The organism is Flavobacterium sp. U410, assembly GCF_053570605.1.
Genome location: NZ_JBSEFI010000006.1, coordinates 55,463 through 80,996, shown reverse-complemented (window position 1 = coordinate 80,996; position 25,534 = coordinate 55,463). Strand labels below are relative to the sequence as shown.

Genomic DNA, 25,534 nt, shown 5'->3' with positions numbered 1-25,534 from the left:
ATTATGAGAATTAAACGTACAGTTTTTGGTAGATTTAAATATCTTTTAATTCTATCACTTTTCTTTGGTTTGTCAGCTCTGCAAAAGAGTAATGCGCAAGAAACGACAGTTTCTGGAACTATTTTAGATGCAACTGATAAACTACCATTGCCTGGAGTTACTATTTTAGAAAAAGGCACTAGTAATGGACAAGCTGCCGATTTTGACGGAAACTTCAGCATAAAAGTAAGTAGTCCTAAAGCTATATTAATAGTAAGCTATGTAGGTTATAAAACACAAGAAGTAAACGTAGCCGGAAAGACAAATTTAACGATTGAACTTGAAGCCGAAATTAGTACTTTACAAGAAGTAGTAATGGTAGGGTATGGTTCGGTAAAAAAATCAGATTTAACAGGAACTGTTAACACTCTTGATTCTAAAGAAATTACCAAAAGAAATACCACTAGTGTTTTAGAAGGTATCCAAGGAAATGTTCCCGGAGTTCAAATTTCATCTAATACGGGAAGAATTGGTGATGGATTTAATATCACTATTAGAGGAACAAATTCAATATTATTAGATACTAAACCTTTATTCATTGTTGATGGATCCCCTGTAGACGATATTAGTTTCTTGAATCCTCAAGATATTGAACGAATGGATGTATTAAAGGATGCTTCGTCAGCTGCTATTTACGGATCTCGTGGAGCAAGTGGGGTAATTTTAATTACAACTAAAAGCGGAGCATCGGCTAAAGCAGGAATGAATGTGAATTTTGAGTCATCAGTCGGTATAAAAGATGTAGCTCGTTTACCTCAAATGATGAGTGGTGACAGATGGTGGTATTATCACCAAGCAGCTTATTTATATGGAACTAATAATGCTGATTATATGAATACTACGCCTGAACAATTGGCTACAGCAGTAGCAGGAACAACTAATCCCGTTTTATTGCAAAGAGTTAGTGATAATGATACATTCGATTGGTACGATACAGTTTTACAAAGCGGAATTCAAAAAAATAATTACTTAAACATTACCGGAAGGTCTGATAACGGGATGTCATATAATTTAGGAATTGGAGTCCAAAATGAAACTGGTAATATGATTAATGAATCACTTGATAAATATACTTTAAAAGCAGGATTAAATCATAAGATTAATAAAAAGTTCTCGACAGGTGTTAATTTAACCATTGCTAGAACAGATGAACAATTAGGAAGTGATGTAGCTATGCGTGATGCTTTCCGTTTGAACCCCTTTTTATCACCTTGGGAAGTTGATGAGAATGGAAATGAAATAGTAGGTGAATATGTGACTACTCCGGGTAAATTAAAATATCCTGATGGTTCTTGGGCAATCAATAAAACCAGTACTTATAACCCTTTATTAACAATTGCTAATACATCTAATGAGCGTAAAAGATGGAAAGCTATAGGTAATATATTTTTTGAATATAAACCTATCGAATGGCTAACTTTGAAAACTTCCTATTCAGGAAATTACAATACATCTAGACAAGGTAAGTTTTCAGGAGCTTTAACAGATACAGGAGCTAGTAATGGTAATTTGTCGTCATCTTCGATAAATAATCAGGATAATTATAACTATACATGGGACAATCAATTTACAATTAATAAAACCTTTAATGAAGTTCATGAATTTACTTTCCTAGGATTGCAAAGTTTATATGAAACAGTGACTGAGACATCATTTTTGAGTTCAAGATATCAGCCTTTTGACACAGGATTTTATAATATAGGTTCTGGTCCTCAGTCAACATACGACGTAGATTCATATTATTCAAAAAAGAGCTTAAGTTCTTATGCTATGCGTTTAAATTATACTTTAAAGAATAGATACTTATTAACTGCATCTAATCGTTGGGATGGATCTTCAGTATTGTCAGAAGGAAATAAATGGACATCGTTTCCTTCAGTAGCAGTGGCTTGGAAAATTAATGAAGAATCTTTTTTAAAAGATAGCAAAATAGTGAGTGCCTTAAAAACCAGAGTTAGTTACGGTTACACAGGGAATAGTAATGTAAGCCCTTATACAACTTTAAATTCATTAACTTCTCAAAGTTATTATAATTATGGAAGTACAGATGTTAATGGTTGGTATCCATCAGCATTAGCGAATAAAAGTTTGACTTGGGAAAAAACAAGAGAGTTTAATGTAGGAGTTGATTTTGGTTTTTTTAATAATAGAATTACGGGATCGGTAGATGTTTATGATAGATTGTCAAAAGATTTGATATACCCTCAAAAACTACCTTTAGAATCGGGTTGGGCAACAACTTATGCTAATGTGGGTTCAGCTAGTAATAAAGGAGTAGAAATATTACTAACTACTAAGAACATTCAAAAAGATAAAATAAGTTGGCAAACCACTTTTGCCTTTACAAAAAATGTAAATAAATTAGTCTCTTTATACGGTCAATCAGAAGTAGATGATATAGGAAATAATCTTTTTATTGGTGAAAATTTACATTCCTATTATAACTATGTATTTGATGGTATTTGGCAAGCAGACCAAGCAGCAGAAGCGGCTACTTATGGACAATTACCAGGACAAGCTAGAGTGAAAGATTTAAATGGAGACGGTAAAATTACAGGAGATGACCGAACTGTTTTAGGAAATTCAGATCCTAAATGGTCAGGAAGTGTAAATTCAACCTTGAATGTAGGTAATTTTGATTTTTCTTTTTCGATTATTACCAATCAAGGGGTTTTAGCCTATAGTCAATTCCATGAGAATTTTACCAATATGAAAGACAGAGGAAGACAAAAATTTGATGTAGCGGATTTTTACGTTCCTGAGAATACAGCAGGTTTGGCTGCACAGTCTTCAAATACGTATCCACAACCTGGTAATGAAGGTACTTATTGGAATGATAGTAAAGTAGGATATTATAGAGATGCTTCTTTTGTAAAAGTAAAAAATATTTCTATTGGCTATAATTTTGATGCAGATTTAATGTCAAAATTGAAAATGAAAAATATGAGAATTTATGCTAATGTTTTGAATCCATTTGTATTTACAAAATATGAAGGGTATGATCCGGAGTGGGCAACAGCTTCATTTAATACAGCTCGCGTAAGTTCGATTACCTACCAATTAGGCTTAAGTGTTAATTTTTAATTTAGAAAATGATGAAAAAGATTATATATAGTTTATTAGTGCTATCGTTGTTCTCTTGTGCTGATTTTATAGATGAAGAAAATAAGAGTAGTGTTGATGCAGAAACATTTTATTTAACTACTGAAGGATTTCAGAGTTTAATAGATGCTAATTATTCACAATTGCGCGAAATATATGGAAACGATGCGTATGTATTTTGTGCAGGAACCGATTTATATGCTGTAGGGTTAGGTAGAGGAACAGAACCAGAAGGATTATCTCGCTATCTACAATTAAATCCAGCCTCTGATGGAGGAATAGAAGAGTTATATTCTAGTTGTTATCAAGCAATTCAAAGAGCAAATATGGCTTTGTATTATTCGGAATTGACGGAACAAACTTCGAATATACCAACTTTAGTGGGAGAAATAAAATACTTAAGAGCTAATGCTTATTTCTTGTTAGTTCAATCTTTTGGAGGACTAGGAATTGTAGATGAATTTATTCAAAGCCCAACTTTAAGTTTTGATAGAAATTCAGCTGAAGAAGTATATGCAAAAATTATTCTAGATTTGGAAGAATCACTTGATTTAGTATCAGAGGGCGGTTATGCAGGAAAAGTAAACAAGAGAGCCGTAAGACATTTATTAGCTAAAGTGTATTTAACTAGAGCTTATGAAAGTTTTGGACAAGCTTCTGATTTTGCAACTGCAGCTTCGTATGCAGAAGATGCTATTGCTGGGCAAGCATTATCTATTCCTTTTGCCGATTTATGGGAGCCTGGTAATGAAATGAATGCAGAAACTATTTTTTCTGTACAATTTTCTGCGGGATCAATAGCTACAGATCCAACAAATTTAGGGAATAAACAATCTAATTGGTTTGGACCTTATATGGGAGGCCCCGATGTCGCTGGAGATGCACCTTGGAGAAGTTACACACTATTAGCAACTGATTTTGCCTTAGGCTTATTTACACAAGAAGACGAACGCTATGAAGCTACTTTTATGACGGAAGTATATTCTAGATATTTTGCAGCGTATGACGGAGACAATGGCGATTATCCTGCAGGACAAAAAAGTCATTATTATGTTCCACAATGGGCTACTCAAGCCGATATTGATGCTTATGAATTGGTAAACCCTACTACTCAAATTCATTTGTGGGGTACTTATGCAGCCGGAGTGGTAAGTAGTGATTATCAAACCATTCCTGTTAGAAAATTTGATGATCCTAGTTCATTATACGGTAGTGATAAAAGAGTTGGAACAAGAGATATTATTTTATCTCGTTTAGGAGAAACCTATTTAATTGCTGCAGAAGCATATTTGAATACTAATCCGACTTTAGGTTTACAAATGTTAAATACCGTTAGAACAAGAGCTGGTATCACAACTCCTTTAACATCTTATGATATTGATACCATTTTAGATGAAAGAGCCCGTGAGTTATTTGGAGAATACCACAGATGGTTCGACTTAAAAAGAACTGGTAAATTAGTAGAAAGGGCTTCTGCTCACAATTATAGAATTGAAGCAAGTTATTTTGATGGTAACAATGGTGAATTGAAAATTTTAAGACCAATTCCTCAGTCAGCTATCGACTTGAATCAAAATAATGATTTTCCACAAAACCCGGCATACCAATAATATTTGAGTTAGTTAGTAATAAGCTTGGCTTGCAAAAGGCCAAGCTTATTTTACTTTTTACATTATGAACTTCATTTCTAAGCTTACTTTTTTATTCTGTTTTGCTTCCTTTTTTTTGATACAAAAAGGTGTAGCTCAGGATATGTATACCGTTCAAAACGAATTCAACAAGCACAGTAAAAAATATCCGAATATTTCAATTGTAAAAAGTAAAACCCATAAAAAAGTTATAGAAAAAGAAATCGTATATCAAACGATTAATGGAGTTGAAACAAAAATGGATGTCTATCAGTTTCAATCCAAAAAAAACAAACCCGCAGTCATTTTAATTCACGGCGGCGGATGGAAATATGGTGATAAAAAATTAGTAAAACCATTAGCTCAACAAATTGCAAAAGAAGGATATCAATGTTTTGCTGTAGAATACAGAAAGTCTGGTGAAGCAATTTATCCGGCAGGAGTCAATGATATACTAAACGCTGTTCAGTTTATTCGAGAGCATTCGAATGAGTTTAAGGTAGATACTTTAAATATGGCAGTTTTAGGTTGTTCTTCTGGCGGACAAATGGCAGCATTATTAGGAACAAAATATAATGACCATTTTAAGGCAATTGTGGATATCGATGGCATTTTAGCTTTTCATCACCCAGAATCTAAAGAAGGAACTATGGCTGCCGAATGGCTAGGTGGAACGTATGAAGAGGTTCCAGAAGTTTGGGAAGAAGCTTCGGCTTTACATCATGTAAGCGAAGCGAAGTTGCCTATGTTGTTTATCAATAGTCAGTACGAACGTTTTCACGCCGGAAGAGACGAAATGATTCAACAATTAAATGCAAAAAATATCTATTCCGAAATTGTTTCAGTTAAAGATAGTCCACATACTTTTTGGCTATTTCATCCTTGGTTCGATGAAATTGTGCCGCCAATTTTACAGTTTTTAAAAACACAATTAGATTAAAAAGTATTAAGTAAATTAGTATAATGATTAAACTGAATACAGTCCAAAATTATGCCTCAAATAATAATTATATAATAATCCAAAAAACTTGTCAAAAATGAAAAAGACTTCGTTATTAATTTTAAGCTCAAGCTTATTATTAGCAATCAGTTGTAATCAAAAAAAGGAAGCAAAAGAAGAAACTGTTGCAGCAACAGAAACTACTGAAGTTGTACAGCCTAAAACCTATGCTGAAATTTCAGTAAAAGAAGGTGGAAAATGGAATGGTCGCAAGTACGAAGGCGGAACTTTCGTCAATAAAGATTCTATAAATCTTCCTGCTGAACATACCGATCATTCTTGGTATATCCGTTATGAAGGTCCGGGTTGGGAAAGTAATAAAATTGGTTACCGTTTGTATTTAGATTGGAGAAATGCGATTGATATTTACGGTAAGAAAACAGATAGTATAGTTTTACCGCAAGTAGGGCAAGATGGTTTCGAATCGTATCATCACATGAGCGACTGGGGAATGGATATTCTTAAAGTGAAAAAAGGTTTAGGAATTGGTTCTATTGGTCGTTGGGTTGATAAAGAAGTTTTGCATTTTAACAACGTAGAAGAAACAACGGCAAAAGTTGAAAATAATGCTAGTAATTCTACGATTCATGTTAATTATAAAGGTTGGGAAACGGCTGGTAAAAAAACAGATTTATCAAGTACGTTAACTATTTTTCCTGATGACAGATATACTAAACATACCATCCAAACATCGGAAGCTTTAGAAGGAATTTCTACCGGAATTGTAAAATTAGAGAATACCACAAAATATGTAAAAACGAGTCCTAACAAAAAATGGGCTTATATAGCAACCTATGGTGTTCAAACTTTAGTTCCCGATCATTTAGGTATGGCTATTTTCTATCCTACAGATGCTGTAGCTAAAACTTTTGAGTGGGATCAAGATCATTTAATTGAATTTAAACCTACAACTGAAGCGGTTTCGTTCTATTTCTTAGGAGCTTGGGAAAAAGAGAAAAACGGAATTAAAACGGAAGCTGAATTTGTCGCTTACTTAGATCAATTATTAGAAAGATTAGACAAAGAAAATACATTAGATAAATAATGAAAAAGAAAGTATTCGCTTTATTCTTTATTGCTGTAGCTTTAGTGAGTTGCAAAAAAGAAGAAAAAGCACCTGAGACCGAAAAAACGCCTTTAGTTGTTTCCGATACCTTAAAATGGTCGGAACGTATGGCGCAAACATTAATGCATCATCATCCGGAAGCGTACCAAATTGACGATAAAACAGAACCTAAATGGGATTATGTTCATGGTTTGGTAATGACTTCTTTCGAAAAATTATACCAAAAAACACATAAAAAAGAATATTTCGATTATGTAAAAGGGTATGCTGATGCTACAATTAACGAAGATGGTACCATTGTAAGTTATGAAATGGAAAAATACAACATCGACATGATTGAAGCCGGAAATAGCTTGTTCTTTTTGTATAACCAAACGAAAGATGAACGCTATTTAAAAGCCATGCAATTGCTTCGAGAGCAGCTTAAAAATCACCCGCGAACAACAGAAGGCGGTTTTTGGCATAAAAAAGTGTATCCAAACCAAATGTGGTTAGACGGTTTATTTATGGGGTCTCCGTTTTATGCACAATATACGGCAACTTTCGAAGAAGGTGCTGCTTTAGATGATGTTGCCAAACAATTTGAATTAATTCAAAAGCATTTGCTTGATCCAAAAACCAATTTGTTATACCACGGTTGGGACGAAAGTAAAGAAATGGAATGGGCGAACAAAGAAACGGGAACTTCTCCTAATTTCTGGTCGCGTTCTTTAGGTTGGTACGCAATGGCTTTGGTTGATGCTTTAGATTATTTTCCTCAAAACCATCCAAAAAGAGCCGAACTAGTACAATATTTGAATCAATTGGCTAAAGCTTTGGTGAAATTTCAAGACAAAACCGGACTTTGGTATCAAGTTACCGATCAAGGTACTAGAGAAGGAAATTATCTGGAAGGTTCTGGTAGTTCTATGTTTGCTTATGCTTTGGCAAAAGGGGCAAACAAAGGCTATTTACCAAGCACTTACAAAGATGTCGCTAACAAAGCTTTTGACGGATTAATCAACAATTTGGTAAAAGTAAGTCCAGAAGGTTATGTAACCATTACGCAAGTTTGTGCTGTTGCCGGTTTAGGCGGAAAAGAAAAACGTGATGGTTCTTACGAATATTACATCAACGAAAAGAAAAAAGATAACGATCCTAAAGCCACAGGTCCATTTATTATGGCTGCTTTAGAACTGAATAAATAATTGAATTTTGAAAAAAATCAGTCTTTTTATATTGACATTTTTCACTTTAGGGCTGAGTGCGCAAACACAAAGTATGAAGTGGAAAAATGTCATTTTTAAAAATGAATCCGCTTGGTTTGGAATGAAAGAAGCTTCTGAAATTGCAGATCAAGTGGTTTTATACCAAAGAAATAGTGGCGGTTGGCCCAAAAATATCGAAATGCATCATGTCTTAAGTAATGATGACAAAAAGAAATTGGAACAACTAAAAACGGAAGCCAAAGGTTCTACTATTGACAACGGAGCTACAACTCAAGAATTGATTTTTTTACACAAAGTATATGTTCATTTTCCGAAGGAAAGCTATAAAAAAGCTATCATTTCGGGTTTAAATTATATTTTGGAAGCCCAATATCAAAACGGTGGTTGGCCTCAATTTTATCCGTTACAAAAAGGCTATTATTCGCATATCACGTATAATGATGACGCCATGGTAAATGTGTTGAAGTTTCTTCAAGATATTTTAAATTACAAAGATCAATATGCTTTTCTGACGGAAACTCATTTTCAAAAGATACAAACCGCTTTCGATAAAGGAATCGACTGTATTTTGGCCACGCAATACAAACAAAACGGACTTTTAACGGCTTGGTGTGCACAACATGACGAGAATACGTTGGAACCCGCAAAAGCTCGTGCTTACGAATTACCATCATTAAGTGGTTATGAATCGGCTAATATTGTCTTGCTTTTAATGAGTTTAGAAAATCCTTCTTACGAAGTAATTAATGCGGTAAATCATGCCGTGTATTGGTTTCAAAATACCCAATTGCCAAAAACTAAATTTGAAGCTGTTTACGCAGAAGACGGATCGTTAAAAGACAAAATTGTAGTGCAAACCAAAGAAGTAAATCCTATTTGGGCGCGCTTCATGGATTTGCAAACCAATGCACCTTTTTTCTGTGGTAGAGATGGTGTTAAAAAAGATTCCTTATCCCAAATTGATTGGGAAAGAAGAACGGGTTATGCCTGGTATACTAATCTTCCACAAAAGGTTTTAGTTAAATATGATAATTGGTTAAAAAACAAAGTTTTAAATACAAAAGAAAAAGGTAAAAACCAATTTCAAAAAGTAGTCGCTCAAGATGGCTCTGGAGATTATAAAAGTATTCAAGATGCCATTGATGATTCGCCTTCATTTCCTTACGAACGCGTTACTATTTTGATTAAAAATGGCGTGTACAAAGAGAAAATTAAAGTGTATGAATGCAATCCGAATATCACTTTAGTAGGAGAAAGTCGCGAACAAACAATTATCTATTTTGATGATTATTTCGATAAAATCAATTTAGGTCGAAACAGTACTTTTCATTCGTATTCAATGTTGGTGGAAGCTGACGATACCGTCCTAAAAAACCTGACGATAGCGAATACTTCTGGCGAAGTTGGTCAAGCCATTGCTTTGTCAGTGACTTCAAATCGTGTAAAAGTGATCAATTGTAATCTTTTGGGTAACCAAGATACGTTGTATGCTTCGGGTAACGGAAACCAATTGTATTCGAATTGTTATATTGAAGGTACAACCGATTTTATTTTTGGAAACGCAACTGCTGTATTTGAAAACTGCGAAATTCATAGCAAAAGCAACTCGTTTGTTACGGCAGCTTCAACGGGTAAAGACGCAAAATTTGGGTTTGTTTTCCAAGATTGTAAGCTTACAGCCGATGAAAATTTGCATAAAGTGTATTTGGGAAGACCTTGGCGCATTTACGCTAAAACGGTTTTTATGAATTGTACTTTGGGTAGTCACATTTTACCGGAAGGTTGGAATAATTGGTCAAAACCTGATGCTGAAAAGGAATCTTTTTATGCGGAATATCAAAATTCTGGTCCGGGAAGCGATTTGAAAAATAGAGTAGAGTGGGCGCACCAATTATCAGCTAAAGAAGCAAAAAAATATACTAAAGAAGCGATATTTTCGGAATCAAAAAGTACCAATAAACCTTGGTTTCAATTAGATTAAAAGAGTAGAAATGAAAGTTTTAAAAATCATTATAGCGTCAGTAGTATTGTTGATTTCTTGTGATAAAAAGCAAGCAGAAGAAACTCCAACGAATATTACGATTCACACGATTGGTGATTCTACAATGGCCGACAAAGAAAATCCGGAGGTTAATCCGGAACACGGTTGGGGACAAATGTTACCTTCTTTTTTCAATGCCAATGTTACTATTAAAAATCATGCGGTAAACGGAAGAAGTACACGAAGTTTTATCAATGAAAAACGTTGGGATTCTGTGTATAATAAATTGCAAAAAGGAGATTACGTTTTTATTCAATTTGGTCACAACGATCAAAAAGATAACGATCCTAAGCGTTATACCAATCCGTACACGGCGTATCGAAACAATTTAATTCGATTTGTAGAAGAAGCCAGAAGTAAAGAAGCTATTCCGGTTTTGTTTACGTCTATTGTAAGACGAAATTTTAACGAAAACGGAACTTTAGTAGACACGCACGGCGCTTATCCGTTGGTTGTTCGTTTGGTAGCACAAGAATACAATGTTCCTTTGGTTGACGCACAATATGTAACAGAACACTTAGAAGAAACCTATGGAGTTGAACCATCCAAAAAATTGCATCTTCATTTTTTGCCGGGTGAAGTTTCGTATTATCCGGAAGGAAAAGACGATAATACGCATTTGTCTAAATTAGGCGCGACAGAAGTTGCAAAACGTATCGTTAAAGAATTAGGTCAAAAAGTTCCGGCTTTACAAGATTTCATTACAAAAGAAAATGAATAAGATTTTGAAAAATATGACAATGTTAATTTGTTTGGTTTTAACCAATGGATTAGCAGCGCAAGTAACCGAAGTAGCCTTATGGGAAGGAAAAATTCCGAATACTATTTCCAATTCAAAATATACTGAAATTCAAACGATTAAAGATTCCGTTTTGGTAAAAGTGAGTCAGGTTGTAAATCCTACGCTAACAATTTTTAAACCTAATAATCCAAACGGATCGGCTGTAATTATTTGTCCGGGTGGCGGTTACGCTCATTTGTCGATAGATAAAGAAGGTTATAAAGTTGCCGAATGGTTGAATACGTTAGGCATTACGGCGCTAGTTTTGAAATACCGTTTACCATCTGATGTTATTATGAAAGACAAATCCATTGGACCATTACAAGATGTTCAAGAAGCCATGCGTTATGCAAGACGTCACGCCAAAGAATGGAATATTCAAGAAGATAAAATAGGAATTTTAGGTTTTTCGGCGGGCGGACATTTGGCTTCTACATTGTCAACACATTATAATGATGTGGTTTATAAAGTAACCGATTCTGTAAGTGCTAAACCTGACTTTTCGATTTTGATTTATCCTGTAATTTCTATGGAAAACGGAATTACACATCAAGGTTCTAGGACTAATTTATTGGGAAGTTCACTATCAATTGAAATGATTAATAATTTTTCGAACGAAAAGAAAATTGATGCATCAACGCCCAAAACTTTCATAGTTCATGCTACTGATGATCAATCCGTTCCGGTTGAAAGTAGCATCAATTATTATTTAGAACTCAAAAAAAATAAGATTTCCGCTGAAATGCATTTGTATGAAAAAGGCGGACATGGTTTTGGTTTAGGAAGAGAAGATACTAGCTTGTACTGGACAGAACAATGTAAAAATTGGTTGAAATCAAATTATTACTTAGAATAAAAAATTTAAAAACTGCTGTAATCGATTACGTTGTAAATATTTAATACAACACTGCTATTACCATTTAATTTAAAATATTAAATGGTTATGAATTCGATTTACTTAATTCAGTCTATCCCGAGAGGTAAAATACCTTAAGTGCGGTTGTTTTTGCTTGAAATTTATGGCAATCTATAATTCGATTATAGATTCAAAAACTTTTATACAACCAAAACTTATAAATTAAATATGATGAAAAATATTTTTTCATGTATACTTGTAATCGTTTTTACAAGTGTAACAACATTTGCTGCTAATTATTATGTAGCACCTAGCGGGAATGATTCTAATTCAGGAACTATTAGTAGCCCTTTTGGAACGCTAAGCAAAGCATTAAGTGTAGTATCTCCGGGAGATTATATTTACTTAAGAGGTGGTTCATATACCATGACATCTTCTCCTATAGTGATTACAGCAAACGGGACATCTTCTGCAAAGATCTATGTTTATGCCTACGGAAGTGAAGTACCAGTACTTACTTTCAATGATTCAGAGAGTGATTCCAATAGAGGAATTGTACTTGATGGAGATTATTGGCACTGGAAAGGGATTACTATTGAAAAAGCAGGAGATAATGGTATGTTACTATCCGGTAATAACAATACGATCGAAAACTGTATTTTTAGAAAAAACCACGACACAGGTCTACAGTTAAGCCGATATAGTACTTCAGCAACAAATATTAGCCAATGGCCTTCTAATAATTTAATTCTAGGTTGCGAATCTTATGATAACAAAGATAGTGCAAATGAAGATGCTGATGGTTTTGCTGCAAAATTAACTGTAGGAACAGGAAATATTTTTAGAAACTGTGTATCACATCATAATATTGATGACGGATGGGATCTGTATAGCAAAACGGAAACAGGAGCTATTGGCATTGTTACGCTTGAGAATTGTATTGCTCATCACAACGGAAGCTTGACAGATGGTGTTACTTCCGGAGGTGGAGATAAAAATGGTTACAAACTAGGTTCGTCAGCTCATCAGGTTAATCATATTGTTCGTCGTTGTATTGCCTATAAAAACGGAAAACATGGCTTTACCGATAATGGAAATATAGGAAGCATTGAGTTTACCAACAATACATCTTATGACAATGATGGGTATAATTGGCATACCAGAGATGGAGCAAGCCATATTTTTAAAAATAATATCTCATTTGAAAATTCAACAAATGACCGTTTAAGAGGAGACACATCTGCTCCTAATTCGTTTGTAGGAGCTACAGGAGGTTTTACAGTCAATAGTTCTGACTTTGTTACATTGTCTATGGGATCTAATGCTAATCCAACATCTAACGGGTTCCTTAGCTTGGTATCAGGAAGCGATCTGATTGATGCAGGAGTTACAAGTTCCGGAATAACTTATAGTGGAACAGCACCGGATTTGGGAGCTATAGAATTTGCGGGAAGTTCGGGAGGCGGAACAGCTTCAGTTGTTTTAACAGCAAGTGCGGGAAGTAGTTTGGTTAACTTAAACTGGACCATCAGTAACTTGACTGTTACAGGATTAGAAGTTTACAGAGATACGGATTCAGATCCAAGCGGAAGAGTAAGAATTGCTCAAGTAAGTGAAGCTACACGTTCATATACAGATACTTCTGTAACAAGCGGTACAACGTATTATTATTGGATAAAGGCCAATGCAAGTATAGATTCAAATACAACGTCGGCTACACCAAGTGGAAGTTCAGGAGGAGGATCAACTTCAGATAGAATAGAAGATGATGATTCCAGAACAATATCTTATGACGGATCGTTAAAAGCATATACTGCTGCAGATAACGGAAATGCAATTAATTTGTCTAACGCTGCAGGACAACAAATTGTTTGGAATTATACGCCTTCAAGTTCAGGAACGTATCAGTTGACGTTGCGATATACCAGAAAAGGGACAATGAATCCTTCAGTATCTATTTCTATCAATAATGGTTCTAATCAAACATTGTCTTTACCTGAAACTTCATCATCAGCTTTTGCAACAGCTTCAATGTCAGTTAATTTAACAAGTGGAACTAACACAATTGTATTGACAACTAATGCATCAGGAGAAAGTGCAGATATTGATTGGATTGAATTTAGTTCAGGATCAACTTCAAAAGGAAGTAATGTTAAAAATACGGTTACGGAAAAAAGTGTATCATCACTGAAAATTTATCCTAATCCGTCTCGTGATGTTTTAAATATTACAATGCCTGAAATAAATAATTATAAGAGCATAAGTATTATCAATATGTTAGGAATAGAGGTTATGAAGATGAACACTATTACGACTCATAATGTGCTGAATATTGATTCTTTAGCAAAAGGAACATATATTATAAAATTAGATTCTGAAAATGATAGCGAATCAAAGATTTTTATAAAAGAATAATACCATAAAAAGAGGCTGTCTGTTGTTTATCTGAAAAGGAAAACCATTGAATATCAATAGTTATTTTTGTTAGGTTTTGATTAAAAAGATATTCAGTATTTCGTCAACGAAATCAATAGATTAAACACAATCAGATCTTCAACTTCTGAGACAGCCTCTTATCTATTGAATTGATTGACGTACAAAATAGTAGTTATTATTTTGCATAAAATTGAGCCCAGGTAACCAAAGTAATAGCAACTAAAGCTGTTCCAATTCCCCAATAATTGATTTTATTGAACTTTTCTTTGAAAATCAAAATTCCGATAATACTTCCTAAAACAATTACGCCAAAATTCATCATAGCAAATACTGTTGAAGGATTAGAAGCCAGCGCTTTATGTGCTTTCAAATAAAATAAAATATTGCTAAAGTTAACAATTCCAACACCTAAACCAATCCAGACATTTTTCCACTGAAAATGTTCTTTTTTACGAAAAAATTGAACCAGAGTAATCAAAGTCGAAATGAGCAAAGCTCCAAAAAAGACTAAAAATAAGGAAGTGGTGTAGGGAAGTGCTGTAAAACCGGCTAATTGCTTGAAAAAAACATCAATAATTCCATAACCCAGAAAAACTAAAAGCGGAAATAAGATACTTTTTGTAGAAATTGTCGTTTTCGAATTCGTATAAAAAATCAGAAAAACAGACAGGAAACCAATGCCTAAACCAATAGTTTTCAACGAACTAATTTCTTCTTTAAAAATAAAGACCGAAACCAAAATAGGAATACACAAAGACAAGCGTTGTGCAATATCAGTTTTGGCAATCCCGATAGTTTTAACCGAAGCCGCCATAAAAATAAAGACAACCGGTAGGAGTAGAGCCAATATCAAAAACGTTTGCCAAGGCAATTGTAGAGATGAAACCGTATCTAATTGAGGTTGAAACGCTAAAAAACAAAAAATCAAAGCACTGACATAGTTCCAATTGATAATTTGCTGAAAAGAAACCGAATATTTCTTTAAAATTTTGAAGAGGATTCCAACAGTTACGCTACAAATGATACTAAAAATAAGGTATAGCATGGCTTAGATTTTATTGCTGTAAAATAAAGGAAAATTATAGTTTACACCAAAAGAAAAACTGTTCCAAAAAATCATAAAATAGATGAAAGTTTGAAACAGTTCGTATATCTTTTATTGGGGGCAAAAAGATATTTATGGATTGGTTGACCAAAGACCGACATCTTTGACCAAAGCTCTTGAGTTTAATTTTAAATGTGCCAATAACAGTTCAGCAAAATCTTCCGGTTGTAAAACCGATTCCGGATTTCCATCTGTTAAATTCAAATTAATCGACATGTCCGTAGCAATAGTACTTGGAGTCATCGTCATTACGCGAATATTTGATTTGCGAACTTCCTGCATTAAGGATTCTGAAAGTCCAATTAAACCAAATTTTGAAGCACTGTACGCACTAGTTACCGGAGCACCTTTTAATCCAGCTGTAGAAGAAACGTTGACGATATCACCTGATTTACGCTCTAACATTTGAGGTAAAACCGCTCTGATAACGTAGTAACTTCCTAATAAATTGATTTTGATAATATTTTCCCATTCAGCCACTTCTAAATCCATGAATTTACCAAATTTTCCAACACCGGCATTATTGACTAAAATATCAATAGCGCCAAGATCAGCCTGCACTTGGTTTACCGCATTTACAACAGATTCATAATCAGCAATATCAGCAGTAGCAACTGCTACTTTAATCGTTGAATTAACTTTTTTAGCCTCTTCGGCAACCGCTTCTAAATCGGTCAACGTTCTGGAAACAAGAGCTAAATTAACACCTTCGGCAGCCAAAGCTAAAGCTACAGCTTTTCCTAAACCTTTACCGCCACCTGTAATTAAGGCATTTTTACCTTTTAAACTTTGCATAAATGAAAGATTAAGTTTTTATAAAAATTATAGTTTACTATACAAAGATGCATTAATTTTGAATGTTTTAATAGGGAATAGGTTTAAAAAAGAAATAAGTTCCATAATATTGAATAAATGATACAATCCATAAAAAGAGCTTTTGATATTCTGGAGTATATTTCATCTAATGGAAATATGGTTCGGTTAAATGATATTGCAGCAGCATTAAATCTAAAGAAAACCACTGTACACAATTTTTTATATTCTTTAAAAGAGTTAGGTTATATAGAACAAGACGAGTTGTCGCCGCGCTATAGGGTAACTCCCAAAATACAATATTTAATGGCTCCGGACGTGAATTATAACAGCATAAAAGCCAGAATGCGTCCGGTTTTAGAACAAATTACCTTGGCAACCAATGAAACGGCATACTTATCAGTACAAATGGGCATGTACTTTAGACATGAATTAATCAGCGAACCTAACAGTGCTATTAAAATATCATTAGAATTGAATAAAGATTTTGAAATGATGCGAACCGCTATTGGTAAAATTTTCATGGCTAATTCATCACATCTCAGAAATGTATTATTGAATAAATTGGAAGGCGCCGAAAGACAAAAACTAGAAAAAGAATTAGAATTGGTAGCTCAAAATGATTTTGCTTACGATTTTGAAGAATATGAAAAAGATCTGAACTGCATTGCTGTACCCTTACGGGAAAACAACCGCATTATTGGAGCAGTAGGCGTTTCGGGACCCGCATTCCGCTTTAAAAAAGCAGAAATGGATAATACTATAGAATTAGTCAATAAATACATAATATAATTAAAAAAGTTGTATATATTTGGTGATATTTACTAGTTGTGCAACATTATAAAAAACTTCGCGTAAAAAAACACATAAAAATACAAACCTTATATAATGAAGAAATTTCTTTCACTTTTTTTATCAATTCCCTTTTTTGCGAGCTGTCAAGAAAAACAATCCTTAAACTTAGATGGTATTAAAATTGTCAATAAGTTTGAATATTATTCCCAAAAAGATAAAACATCAAAAAAACAACTCGATAAGTCATTTAAAAACTTATTAGGTAAAAGCAATTTATATTCAAAAAATGGTGAATATTGGGAGAATATGAACTTCAATCTCTATCCAATATGCTTGGTTAAAAACGAACTCATTAATACAATCTTTGTTTTAAAAGAAAATCAATTTCCAGATGGAAAACTATCTGAATTATATTTAATTAAGCTAAACCAAAACAACAACTTAGTTGAATGCAAAAAAATTGCTAAACAGGAATCCACCGCCAATTGTTAAAGTGAATTCATTTTAAAAATCAGTAAACTTACAGGAGAAATTACTCAAAACGAAACTTGTGAAATTGGCAGTCAAAGTGATGATGAAAATGAAGATACTACAAAAAAACACTCGGAAAAAACATTAATAGATTTAAATAAATAACGTCGCACAACAAAGGCGGTTAAAAAAAATGGCTTGGTCTAGAATTTCCCGAAAATTCTCCGAATTTTCTAAATTTTGTCTATTTTTGGTTTGGCTTGGTTTTGGCTCACGCCACTTTCTTTAGCCGCGGACCGTAGCCGTAATTTTATAAGACAGTATCGCCTTGAATTCAATACTAATAAGACCTAAAAATGAAATACTAAAAAAATATATCCAGTATTTCTTATTTTTTCAAAAAACAAATACTAAAATTATTACTTACACAACTTTTCCAAACAATAATCTATGTCTTGCCATTTATAAACAAAATAAAATTTCTCATTTTAAAATAAATGAGAACAAGTGTATTATTGAAAATAATAAATTCAACTCTTCAATTACAAGTAAATTACTAGGGTTTCATAAAACTCCTTTTCATGTCGAAATATCAACTGAATTAGATCAGATTTGTATCCTTTTTCATCCCGCCGCATTAAAAATTTTTACTAAAGAATCGTTTGAAAATTTATTAGATTCTGATAACGTTTTCAATGAAATTTTCGGAAATGAAAAATCAGATTTGGAAGAAATTTTTGAATTAACAGACATAACTGAGCGAGCAAAAAAGCTGGAAATTATTCTTTTAAAAAATTTAAAGAATTCAATTTCTGTGAAAATGGAAGAAGCTCTTTTACTAATTCATCAAAAAAATATGTTAAGCGTCGAAATACTTTCAAAAGAACTTCAAATAAGCGAAGTAACTCTATTTCGTTTATTTAAGATGCATTTAGGACAAAATCCGAAATCTTATGTAAAAACCATACGATTTAGAAATGCTCTAAATGATATATTATATGCAAATCAATCTCTAACCAATATCGCATATCAAAATCAATATTTTGACCAATCTCACTTTATTAAAGATTTTAAAAACTTTACTGGTATTCCTCCAAAAAATCTTTCAAACAAAATCTCTATTCGTCAGCAACAGTTGTTATGGATTTATAATAACAAGTGAAAGATTTTTACAATTTTCACAGAGAAATAATTCCTTCTTTTGCAATTAAAACTGTTTAAATGAAATTAAAATATTATTTATGGATTGCTTTTATCTTTTCAAGTGAAATTATAAATGCACAGCAGCAAAATTGCAATTGCAGTCAATCATTGGAAAAATTAATTGAAAAAATAGAGACTGAATATCCCGGATTTGCAGAAAAAACAAAAGATACTTTATTATATAGCACTTTAAAAAATAATTTAAAAAAGGAAACTAAAATAGCAAGCAATGATAGTTGCTTGCCTATTTTAAAAAAATATGTTTCTTTTTTTAAGGACAGACATATTTGGTTGCTACCTAATGAAGATTTACAAAACAATACTGTTTCGGCAAATACACAAAGCGAAATATATAAAATTGACGTAAAAAAGTTCAAAAAACAAGCTTTAAAATCGACAGATAAATTGGAAGGTATTTGGAAAAATGACACTTATGAAATTGGAATAAAAAAAACAAAGCCAAATGAGTATGTTGGTTTCATTATTAATACTGACTCCAAGTTTTGGAAACCCAACGAAATAAAATTTAGACTATTCAACAATGGTACATTTGAATATAAAATGCAAGACCACTCATTACAAAAAGGGACATATTATTTGGATGAGGAACTTTTGTATTTTAAAGAAATACTAACCGAGCTTGTAAAGCAAACTCCCAACAAAATTGTTAGTACTGAAGAAATTACCAACAAAATTAACGAACTCAATGGTTTCTATTGTAAGCGATTAACAGCAAAAACGGCTGTTTTGAAATTATCAAATTTTAGTTATCCATTTGTTGAAACTATTGAGAATTTAATAGAAAAAAACAAGGATATTTTGCAAAATACCGAAAATTTAATTATTGATTTAAGAGGAAATAGTGGCGGTACAACAGATGCATTTCAAAAATTATTACCCTATATATTAACTAATTCTGTGAGAAATTATGGAACTGAATATTTATCAACTCCGTCGTTCATCAATGGTATGAAAAAGTACAGAGCATCGTTAGTTGATAATGAAAAAAATAAAACTCAAATTGCTGATATTGAAAATAGATTGCGAATTTTAGAAGCTAACTCTGGTAAATTTGTCAACTTTTCTAATAGTACTGTTGAAATTGAGACTGTAAATTTTGAATCTAAAAGTCCGAAACAAATTATTTTTTTATCAGATAATAAAATAGGGAGTGCGGCAGAATCCTTTTTACTCATTGCCAAGCAAAGCAAGAAAGTAAAAGTTATAGGTACACCAACTTCAGGTGTTTTGGACTATGCCAATGCCTACTTTTTCGATGATTTTGCCTGTACAAAGTATAAACTACTTATGCCCACTTATCGTTCTTTTCGCTTACCCGATTATCCTATTGATAATATTGGTATTCAACCAGACATATATTTAGATAAGTCGATAAAAAATTGGGAAGAATTCGCAATTGAATATTTAGAAAAATAAAAACTACGGCTAACATCGTGTTTGCAAAAGAGCGGGTTAAGTGCAAAACTGAACTTTTGTACTTTCTTCACCGCAAAAACCATTTTTTATTTGCATAGAAAATGTAAATTAGCAAATAAAAAAATGGTTTTGCTAACGTTGGTGCTTAATTGAAACTGTAGTGTTTTCTACCCCGCTCCTTCGGCAATACCCAAACCGTTAGCAGAAATATTAAAAAAATGCAGGAAATACATTATCAAGAAAAAAAAATAAACGATTTTATTAAAAGTCTAAATTCGAATTTGGATGCTATTAATCAATTAAATGAGTATTTTAGTTATTGCCAACAAGGAGAAGAAGAAAGCATTTGTAAAAAAATAGATAACCATACTTGGAACTTCAACAAAGACTTAAGATTATTATGTTTAGTAATATTAGCATATTTAGAGAAAAAGGATTATAAAAATTATTATTCACTTTTTCTTACTTTTAGTAAAGATATAATTAACAAAAAAAGAAAACATTTCATAAACGTCTTTAATAATGATGAGGAACAAGAATCTTGGTTTTATAGCAAATCGCTAAATGAATTGATAACTTTTTTAGAACCATTCTATTCATTTGATAAAGACTTCAATAATAAACCTGGGATCTTATATTTAGAAAACATACTAAAAAGTACATCAATTATTTTAAAAGACTTACAAATTGTACCAACATGTGAAAAAGAAGTTTATGATGGTGTAAAATTTGTCATAAAGAACACATATATAGATCACGTCAAAACATATAAAATTAGTGGAAGTGCTAAAACCTATATTCCAGACATTTTGTTACCATCTTTAAACTGTGCGATTGAATATAAATACGCAAACGATTTAAACAAACTAATTGAAACTATTGACCAAATCGTAATTGATGTAAAAGGCTATTCAAATGACCCTATTTATAAACATTTTTATGCAGTATTTTATGTGAAAACAGGAATATGTGCAGAACATAGATTTAATGAAATATGGAATTCGAAAGATTTTCCAGATAATTGGAGTCCCATATTTATAATTGGAGAATAAACACTTCTGCTAACAAAGGCGGTTAAAAAAAATGGCTTGGTCAAGAATTTCCCGAAAATTTTCTAAATTTTGTCTATTTTTGGTTTGGCTTGGTTTTGGCTCACGCCACTTTCTTTAGTCGAGGACCGTTAGCTGTAATGTTACCAAAAAACGTGTAAAAAATATTTAATGAATCTATTTCAATACACTATATATCGTTCTTTTAATGAAAAAGAAACTAATGATTTCGAATTAATATTTAAAGATTTAAAAAATCAAATTGAAGTATACAAAAAACAATATGACCTAACAATTAAATCATATTTAGCGGAGTGGAAAGATGAGTTAAAAACTTCTGAAAGTAATTATAAAATAATCAAATCTTCTGCAGAAAAAGTCTATCAGGAAAATTATTCAAAAAATGACGAATATGCTCATGAGTATGCAATGAATGTTTCAGGACTAGATCATATTGAATATCATTACCATGAAACTGTTGAAAGGATAAATTTAAAGTATAATGAGTTCTTAGATTTATTCAGTAAATCGACAATTATTGCTTTATACTCACTAAATGAAAGTATCTTAAACAAGATTACAAATCTGTCTTCAGATTTTTTCAATAAAAAAATTAAACCATCACATTTTAATTCAAAAGATTATTTAAATGCTGAAATCCAGTATTTAGAATTAGTTATTGAAATAGATATTTCAACTTTAGAAAAATATATTTCTAAATTAAAAGATATTCAATATCTAAGAAATACCATCATCCATAATTTATCAGTATTCTCAAAGATTGACGAAGCTTCTAAAATTTTACAAAAATATTCTAGCAGTCTAAAACTAGATAACAACACGGGGTATGCTTCAATAATAAGCTCAAAATTCACTAAAGATTTATTCGATTTACTAAAGGAATTTTACGAAGAACTATTTTGGCTTATAGAACAAAAACAAGAATTACAAATTATTAAGAATGGATTAAAATTTTGGTTAAGCGTTTTAGATAAAAATTTAACAATAGATTATTTAAAATTTTCAAGTTTTTCATCTAGCGAGAAACAAATTCATTTTTGCATCAATTCAAAAGAACTAAATCTAACAAACTGTAAATGTAAGATTATTTTAAAAAAATCGACAAAAGGTTCTTTCTCTTACATTAACCAAACTAACAATGAAAAGCTTACTGAGTTCTTAGAATTTGAAAACAAAAGTAAAGCATTTTACATATCAGATTTTTTTGAGGTTTTTAATGTCTGTAACAAAAATTATCAAATCAAAGTGTTGATTTATTAAAAACAAATACTACAGCTAACAAAGACGGTTAAAAAAATGGCTTGGTCAAGAATTTCCCGAAAATTCTCCGAATTTTCTAAATTTTATCTATTTTTGGGTTGGCTTGGTTTTGGCTCACGCCACAATTTTATAGCCAAGGACTGTTAGCTGTAATTTTCCAAGACCGCGTAATTTACAAAGAAAAATAATGAAACTGACAAATAATGAAAGTTAAAAAATTAGAAATTGATAATCTTATAACTGAAAGATTAATACTCATTCCATTCACAATTGACATTTGTAAAAATATTTTAAACAATGATTATAGAGATTTAGAAGTCTTGAACTTAAAAAAAGGTAAGAGTTGGCCAGACGCAGACGTTTTGGATACATTACCAAGAATAATCAATAACTTAAGTAAAGTAGAATTTCCTACAGGTTATGAATCTTGGATGATTATTAAAAAGGACACTTTGGAAGTAATTGGAGATTTGGGTTTTAAAGGATTTAATAATGAAGAAGAAAATATTGATTTAGGATATGGTATAATCAAAGAGGAAAGGCGAAAAGGTTACGCAGAAGAAGCTGTAAATGAAATAATAAAATGGGCTTTCTCAAACGAAATAGTAAAAGAAATAACTGCAAATTGTTTAATAGAAAATATAAGTTCTATAAATCTATTGAATAAATTCAAGTTTAGACAAGTAAAGACAGAAAACGATATGATATATTGGAATTTACTTAACCCTATCCATCAATAATAAACTAAAACTACCGATAACATGAGGGGTGCGTCAGGCGGGCTGAAGTACAAAATCCAACGGTAGTTTTCAATTAAACTTTGGTAATAAAACCAGCTTTTGTACTTCGATTTCCCGACCGAATGCAAAGCCGGAAAACGTTAACAGCTATAATAAAACAGAATTTGCAACAATTGACTAAATGAGAAAAAAGAAAGATTTACCATTAGTGATTTTAAAAGCGTTGGAGCCTTATGTTAATTTAAAAGGCGACAAGTTTGAAGTTGTTGAGCCCAAAGAAAGTTTATTAAAAGTAATTGATAAAGACTCTGAATCTCAATTTCATTTCACAATTCATAAATATCAACGAAATACTAGTAATGGAAAGTTTCAATTTCTAATGACAAGAATGCCTAAAGACAATAATGATAATGGCAATATGCAAAGTTGGTTAGAGATAGATTCCTTAAAATCACAATTTGAATATTGGCTAAAATTATTAGACGAATATGAATCTGTAAATTCATTTTTTGACGACCCAATTATAATATCATTTAGCAAGGAATTTTATGAAGAATTTGAAATAATTGAGGAAGATGCTGAAACTAATCCACTTAACACAAAACAAATTTTACTTCTTGATAATTATTTAGAAACGATTGACAAGAAGCTTTTAGAATTCAAGACTGAACACAATTCACAAGATATTGAAGAAATAAAAGAAGACATTCTCATACTTCGTGAAAACCTAACGAACAAATCTAAAAAATGGGTTGTAAAAAGGTTGACAAGTATTTGGGCAAAAATTGCAAAACAAGGTACAAAATTCATTAAAGAGTTTTTAAGTGAATCAAAAAAAGAACTTATAAAACAAGGTGTTAAAGGACTAATAGAATATGTAAAAGAAAACGGAATTGACTTGTTAAATTAAAATTACGTCTGTTAACATCATCTATAAATTATGGCTAGTTGTGTGCACATTTGCCGGATTTTGTTTCATCAGTTCACTTCACTCGTGTTTCTAAAAATTCGAAATTAAATTCTATATTTGTTATAGTTCGGTCTGTGGTGTTTCGCCACAATTTTATAGCCGAGGATAATTAGCGGTAATTTTACCAAGACTACCTTAAAGACAATAAAATCTAAATATTTTGAAAATAATATTTAATCAATAAATGGACATAAAAGTAACAGATATAATAGATCAAAAATCTTATGACAAAATTGTCGAAATTCTTGTTGAATACAATTTAAGTAAAACCAAAGAGTTTAATAATGAGATTAATAAACCTATAGAAATAATTGCGAGAAATGAAAAGAAAGAAATTATTGGCGGACTATATGGTCGTTCTATTTGGGGAACACTAGAAATTAAAACCTTTGCCATTAAGGCCGAAAACAGAAACAGCGGAATTGGAAAAAAATTACTTTTAGAAGCAGAAAAAGAAGCAAAAAAACGAAATTGTAGGTTTATAAGTTTGGATACTTTTTCATTTCAAGCACCTACATTTTATGAAAAACTTGGATTTGAAAAACTTGGAACGGAAAGTGATTTTCCAAAAGGATTTGAAAAATATTATTATCGAAAAAAAATATAAAAACTATCGCTAACACGGGTTTTGCGTCAGGCGGGCTGGCATGTAAACTTGAAGCTTTGAGCTTCAAAATGAACTTTTGTATTAAATTGAAACTTTATGCTCCTAAACCAGCCCGAACGCAAAGCCCAAAAACGTTATCAGCAATATTTACATGACACGCTATGATAAACAACTTTCCCGAAATACTAACTGATCAAAAAATTAACGACAGACACATTGACTTTCGAAATGCTCTATTGGGTTTAGACAAAAATGGAATTAGTATTGAAAATTTCGAATACTTGACAAATATTTACAAGTCAACAAAACAACTTGATATTAGAAATAAAATTTTAAAATTGTTGTATGACTTTGACTTTGTGACATTAAAGGAATTCTTTTCAAATGCGTACAAGAAAGAACGATATTTAGATATGAAAATCTATGCTTTGCGTGGACTTTCAAATTTTATTGGAGAGAAAGAGATTGCTAAACTGCTTGAAAAGTTTAATCTAACATTAGCAAAAAGGCAAGAAACAACACCATATAACTACCAAGAATACGAATTATTAAAAGGAAAAAATGCTTTACCATTTTTAGTGAAGAAATATGGATATAGCTGTTTTAAAGAAACCTTGGAGCAAGTAAACAAACAATATGATGCAATGCCGGAAGCATTCAAAGGACATTTTACAACAGACGAAAATGGAGAAAGTGTAATGTTGAGAAAACCAGAAGAAATTAAAACCATTATGGATAAATTTTGGGAAGACGACAGAAAAAAATACGTCAAATAATATGCTGATAACACGGATTTTGTAATAGTGGAGCGAAATTGCAAAGTTCAACTACAATTCTTTAATTGAACTTTTATCCAAAATTGCAAATTTATGCTTTGATTTTCTTATCATCGCAAAGTCCTAAAAA

General features: G+C 31.9%; 21 protein-coding genes. 19 read left to right on the top strand and 2 right to left on the bottom strand.

Features of this window, described 5'->3' with window-relative positions:
• Positions 1–3 precede the first annotated feature (3 nt).
• The 9 genes from ACUSJC_RS06250 (at position 4) to ACUSJC_RS06210 (ending at position 14,136) form a co-directional block, all read left to right on the top strand.
• The gene (locus tag ACUSJC_RS06250) at positions 4–3,123 is read left to right on the top strand and encodes a SusC/RagA family TonB-linked outer membrane protein (protein ID WP_449268700.1); all 3,120 of its coding nucleotides are present in this window, start codon (positions 4–6) and stop codon (positions 3,121–3,123) included.
• Between the two features lie 11 nt (positions 3,124–3,134).
• Complete coding sequence (locus ACUSJC_RS06245; protein ID WP_449268699.1) at positions 3,135–4,751, top strand: RagB/SusD family nutrient uptake outer membrane protein; 1,617 nt, start codon at positions 3,135–3,137, stop codon at positions 4,749–4,751.
• Between the two features lie 64 nt (positions 4,752–4,815).
• Positions 4,816–5,709, top strand: a complete 894-nt coding sequence (locus ACUSJC_RS06240) for an alpha/beta hydrolase (RefSeq protein WP_449268698.1) — start codon at positions 4,816–4,818, stop codon at positions 5,707–5,709.
• Positions 5,710–5,806: 97 nt separating this feature from the next.
• Positions 5,807–6,814, top strand: a complete 1,008-nt coding sequence (locus tag ACUSJC_RS06235) for a DUF4861 family protein (RefSeq protein ID WP_449268697.1) — start codon at positions 5,807–5,809, stop codon at positions 6,812–6,814.
• A complete protein-coding gene (locus ACUSJC_RS06230) occupies positions 6,814–8,022 on the top strand; it encodes a glycoside hydrolase family 88/105 protein (RefSeq protein ID WP_449268696.1) in 1,209 nt (402 codons plus the stop codon). The genes ACUSJC_RS06235 and ACUSJC_RS06230 overlap by 1 nt, the downstream gene beginning before the upstream one ends.
• A gap of 73 nt (positions 8,023–8,095) precedes the next feature.
• Positions 8,096–10,024 (top strand): pectate lyase, encoded by a 1,929-nt coding sequence (pelA, locus tag ACUSJC_RS06225; RefSeq protein WP_449268695.1) that lies wholly within the window; start codon positions 8,096–8,098, stop codon positions 10,022–10,024.
• Positions 10,025–10,034: 10 nt separating this feature from the next.
• Positions 10,035–10,805, top strand: a complete 771-nt coding sequence (locus ACUSJC_RS06220; RefSeq protein ID WP_449268694.1) for a rhamnogalacturonan acetylesterase — start codon at positions 10,035–10,037, stop codon at positions 10,803–10,805.
• 13 nt (positions 10,806–10,818) lie between these two features.
• On the top strand, positions 10,819–11,721 hold the full coding sequence (locus ACUSJC_RS06215; RefSeq protein WP_449268693.1) for an alpha/beta hydrolase: 903 nt from the start codon (positions 10,819–10,821) through the stop codon (positions 11,719–11,721).
• Positions 11,722–11,949: 228 nt separating this feature from the next.
• Positions 11,950–14,136, top strand: coding sequence for a right-handed parallel beta-helix repeat-containing protein (locus ACUSJC_RS06210; RefSeq protein ID WP_449268692.1), 2,187 nt, complete (start codon positions 11,950–11,952; stop codon positions 14,134–14,136).
• Between the two features lie 196 nt (positions 14,137–14,332).
• On the opposite strand, the gene ACUSJC_RS06205 is transcribed toward ACUSJC_RS06210, so the two are convergent.
• Both ACUSJC_RS06205 and ACUSJC_RS06200 read right to left on the bottom strand, forming a co-directional pair.
• Positions 14,333–15,202, bottom strand: a complete 870-nt coding sequence (locus tag ACUSJC_RS06205) for an EamA family transporter (RefSeq protein WP_449268691.1) — start codon at positions 15,200–15,202, stop codon at positions 14,333–14,335.
• Positions 15,203–15,334: 132 nt separating this feature from the next.
• Complete coding sequence (locus ACUSJC_RS06200) at positions 15,335–16,057, bottom strand: 3-ketoacyl-ACP reductase (protein ID WP_449268690.1); 723 nt, start codon at positions 16,055–16,057, stop codon at positions 15,335–15,337.
• A gap of 117 nt (positions 16,058–16,174) precedes the next feature.
• Here ACUSJC_RS06200 and ACUSJC_RS06195 point away from each other — a divergent pair, with 117 nt between their 5' ends.
• The 10 genes from ACUSJC_RS06195 to ACUSJC_RS06150 all read left to right on the top strand — a co-directional run bounded on the left by ACUSJC_RS06195 (position 16,175) and on the right by ACUSJC_RS06150 (position 25,404).
• Positions 16,175–16,867, top strand: coding sequence for an IclR family transcriptional regulator (locus tag ACUSJC_RS06195; RefSeq protein WP_449268689.1), 693 nt, complete (start codon positions 16,175–16,177; stop codon positions 16,865–16,867).
• 96 nt (positions 16,868–16,963) lie between these two features.
• Positions 16,964–17,362: a hypothetical protein gene (locus tag ACUSJC_RS06190; RefSeq protein WP_449268688.1), complete on the top strand. Its 399-nt coding sequence runs from the start codon at positions 16,964–16,966 to the stop codon at positions 17,360–17,362.
• 307 nt (positions 17,363–17,669) lie between these two features.
• Positions 17,670–18,503 (top strand): helix-turn-helix domain-containing protein, encoded by an 834-nt coding sequence (locus tag ACUSJC_RS06185; protein WP_449268687.1) that lies wholly within the window; start codon positions 17,670–17,672, stop codon positions 18,501–18,503.
• 59 nt (positions 18,504–18,562) lie between these two features.
• Positions 18,563–19,981 carry a S41 family peptidase gene (locus ACUSJC_RS06180; protein ID WP_449268686.1) on the top strand — a complete coding sequence of 473 codons (1,419 nt, stop codon included), beginning with the start codon at positions 18,563–18,565 and terminating at the stop codon, positions 19,979–19,981.
• Positions 19,982–20,199: 218 nt separating this feature from the next.
• On the top strand, positions 20,200–21,033 hold the full coding sequence (locus tag ACUSJC_RS06175; protein ID WP_449268685.1) for a hypothetical protein: 834 nt from the start codon (positions 20,200–20,202) through the stop codon (positions 21,031–21,033).
• 168 nt (positions 21,034–21,201) lie between these two features.
• Positions 21,202–22,311, top strand: a complete 1,110-nt coding sequence (locus ACUSJC_RS06170; protein ID WP_449268684.1) for a hypothetical protein — start codon at positions 21,202–21,204, stop codon at positions 22,309–22,311.
• A 203-nt stretch (positions 22,312–22,514) separates the two neighbouring features.
• The gene (locus ACUSJC_RS06165; RefSeq protein WP_449268683.1) at positions 22,515–23,051 is read left to right on the top strand and encodes a GNAT family N-acetyltransferase; all 537 of its coding nucleotides are present in this window, start codon (positions 22,515–22,517) and stop codon (positions 23,049–23,051) included.
• A 181-nt stretch (positions 23,052–23,232) separates the two neighbouring features.
• Complete coding sequence (locus ACUSJC_RS06160; RefSeq protein WP_449268682.1) at positions 23,233–23,961, top strand: hypothetical protein; 729 nt, start codon at positions 23,233–23,235, stop codon at positions 23,959–23,961.
• A gap of 244 nt (positions 23,962–24,205) precedes the next feature.
• A complete protein-coding gene (locus ACUSJC_RS06155; RefSeq protein ID WP_449268681.1) occupies positions 24,206–24,628 on the top strand; it encodes a GNAT family N-acetyltransferase in 423 nt (140 codons plus the stop codon).
• A 161-nt stretch (positions 24,629–24,789) separates the two neighbouring features.
• Positions 24,790–25,404: a hypothetical protein gene (locus ACUSJC_RS06150; RefSeq protein ID WP_449268680.1), complete on the top strand. Its 615-nt coding sequence runs from the start codon at positions 24,790–24,792 to the stop codon at positions 25,402–25,404.
• Positions 25,405–25,534 lie beyond the last annotated feature (130 nt).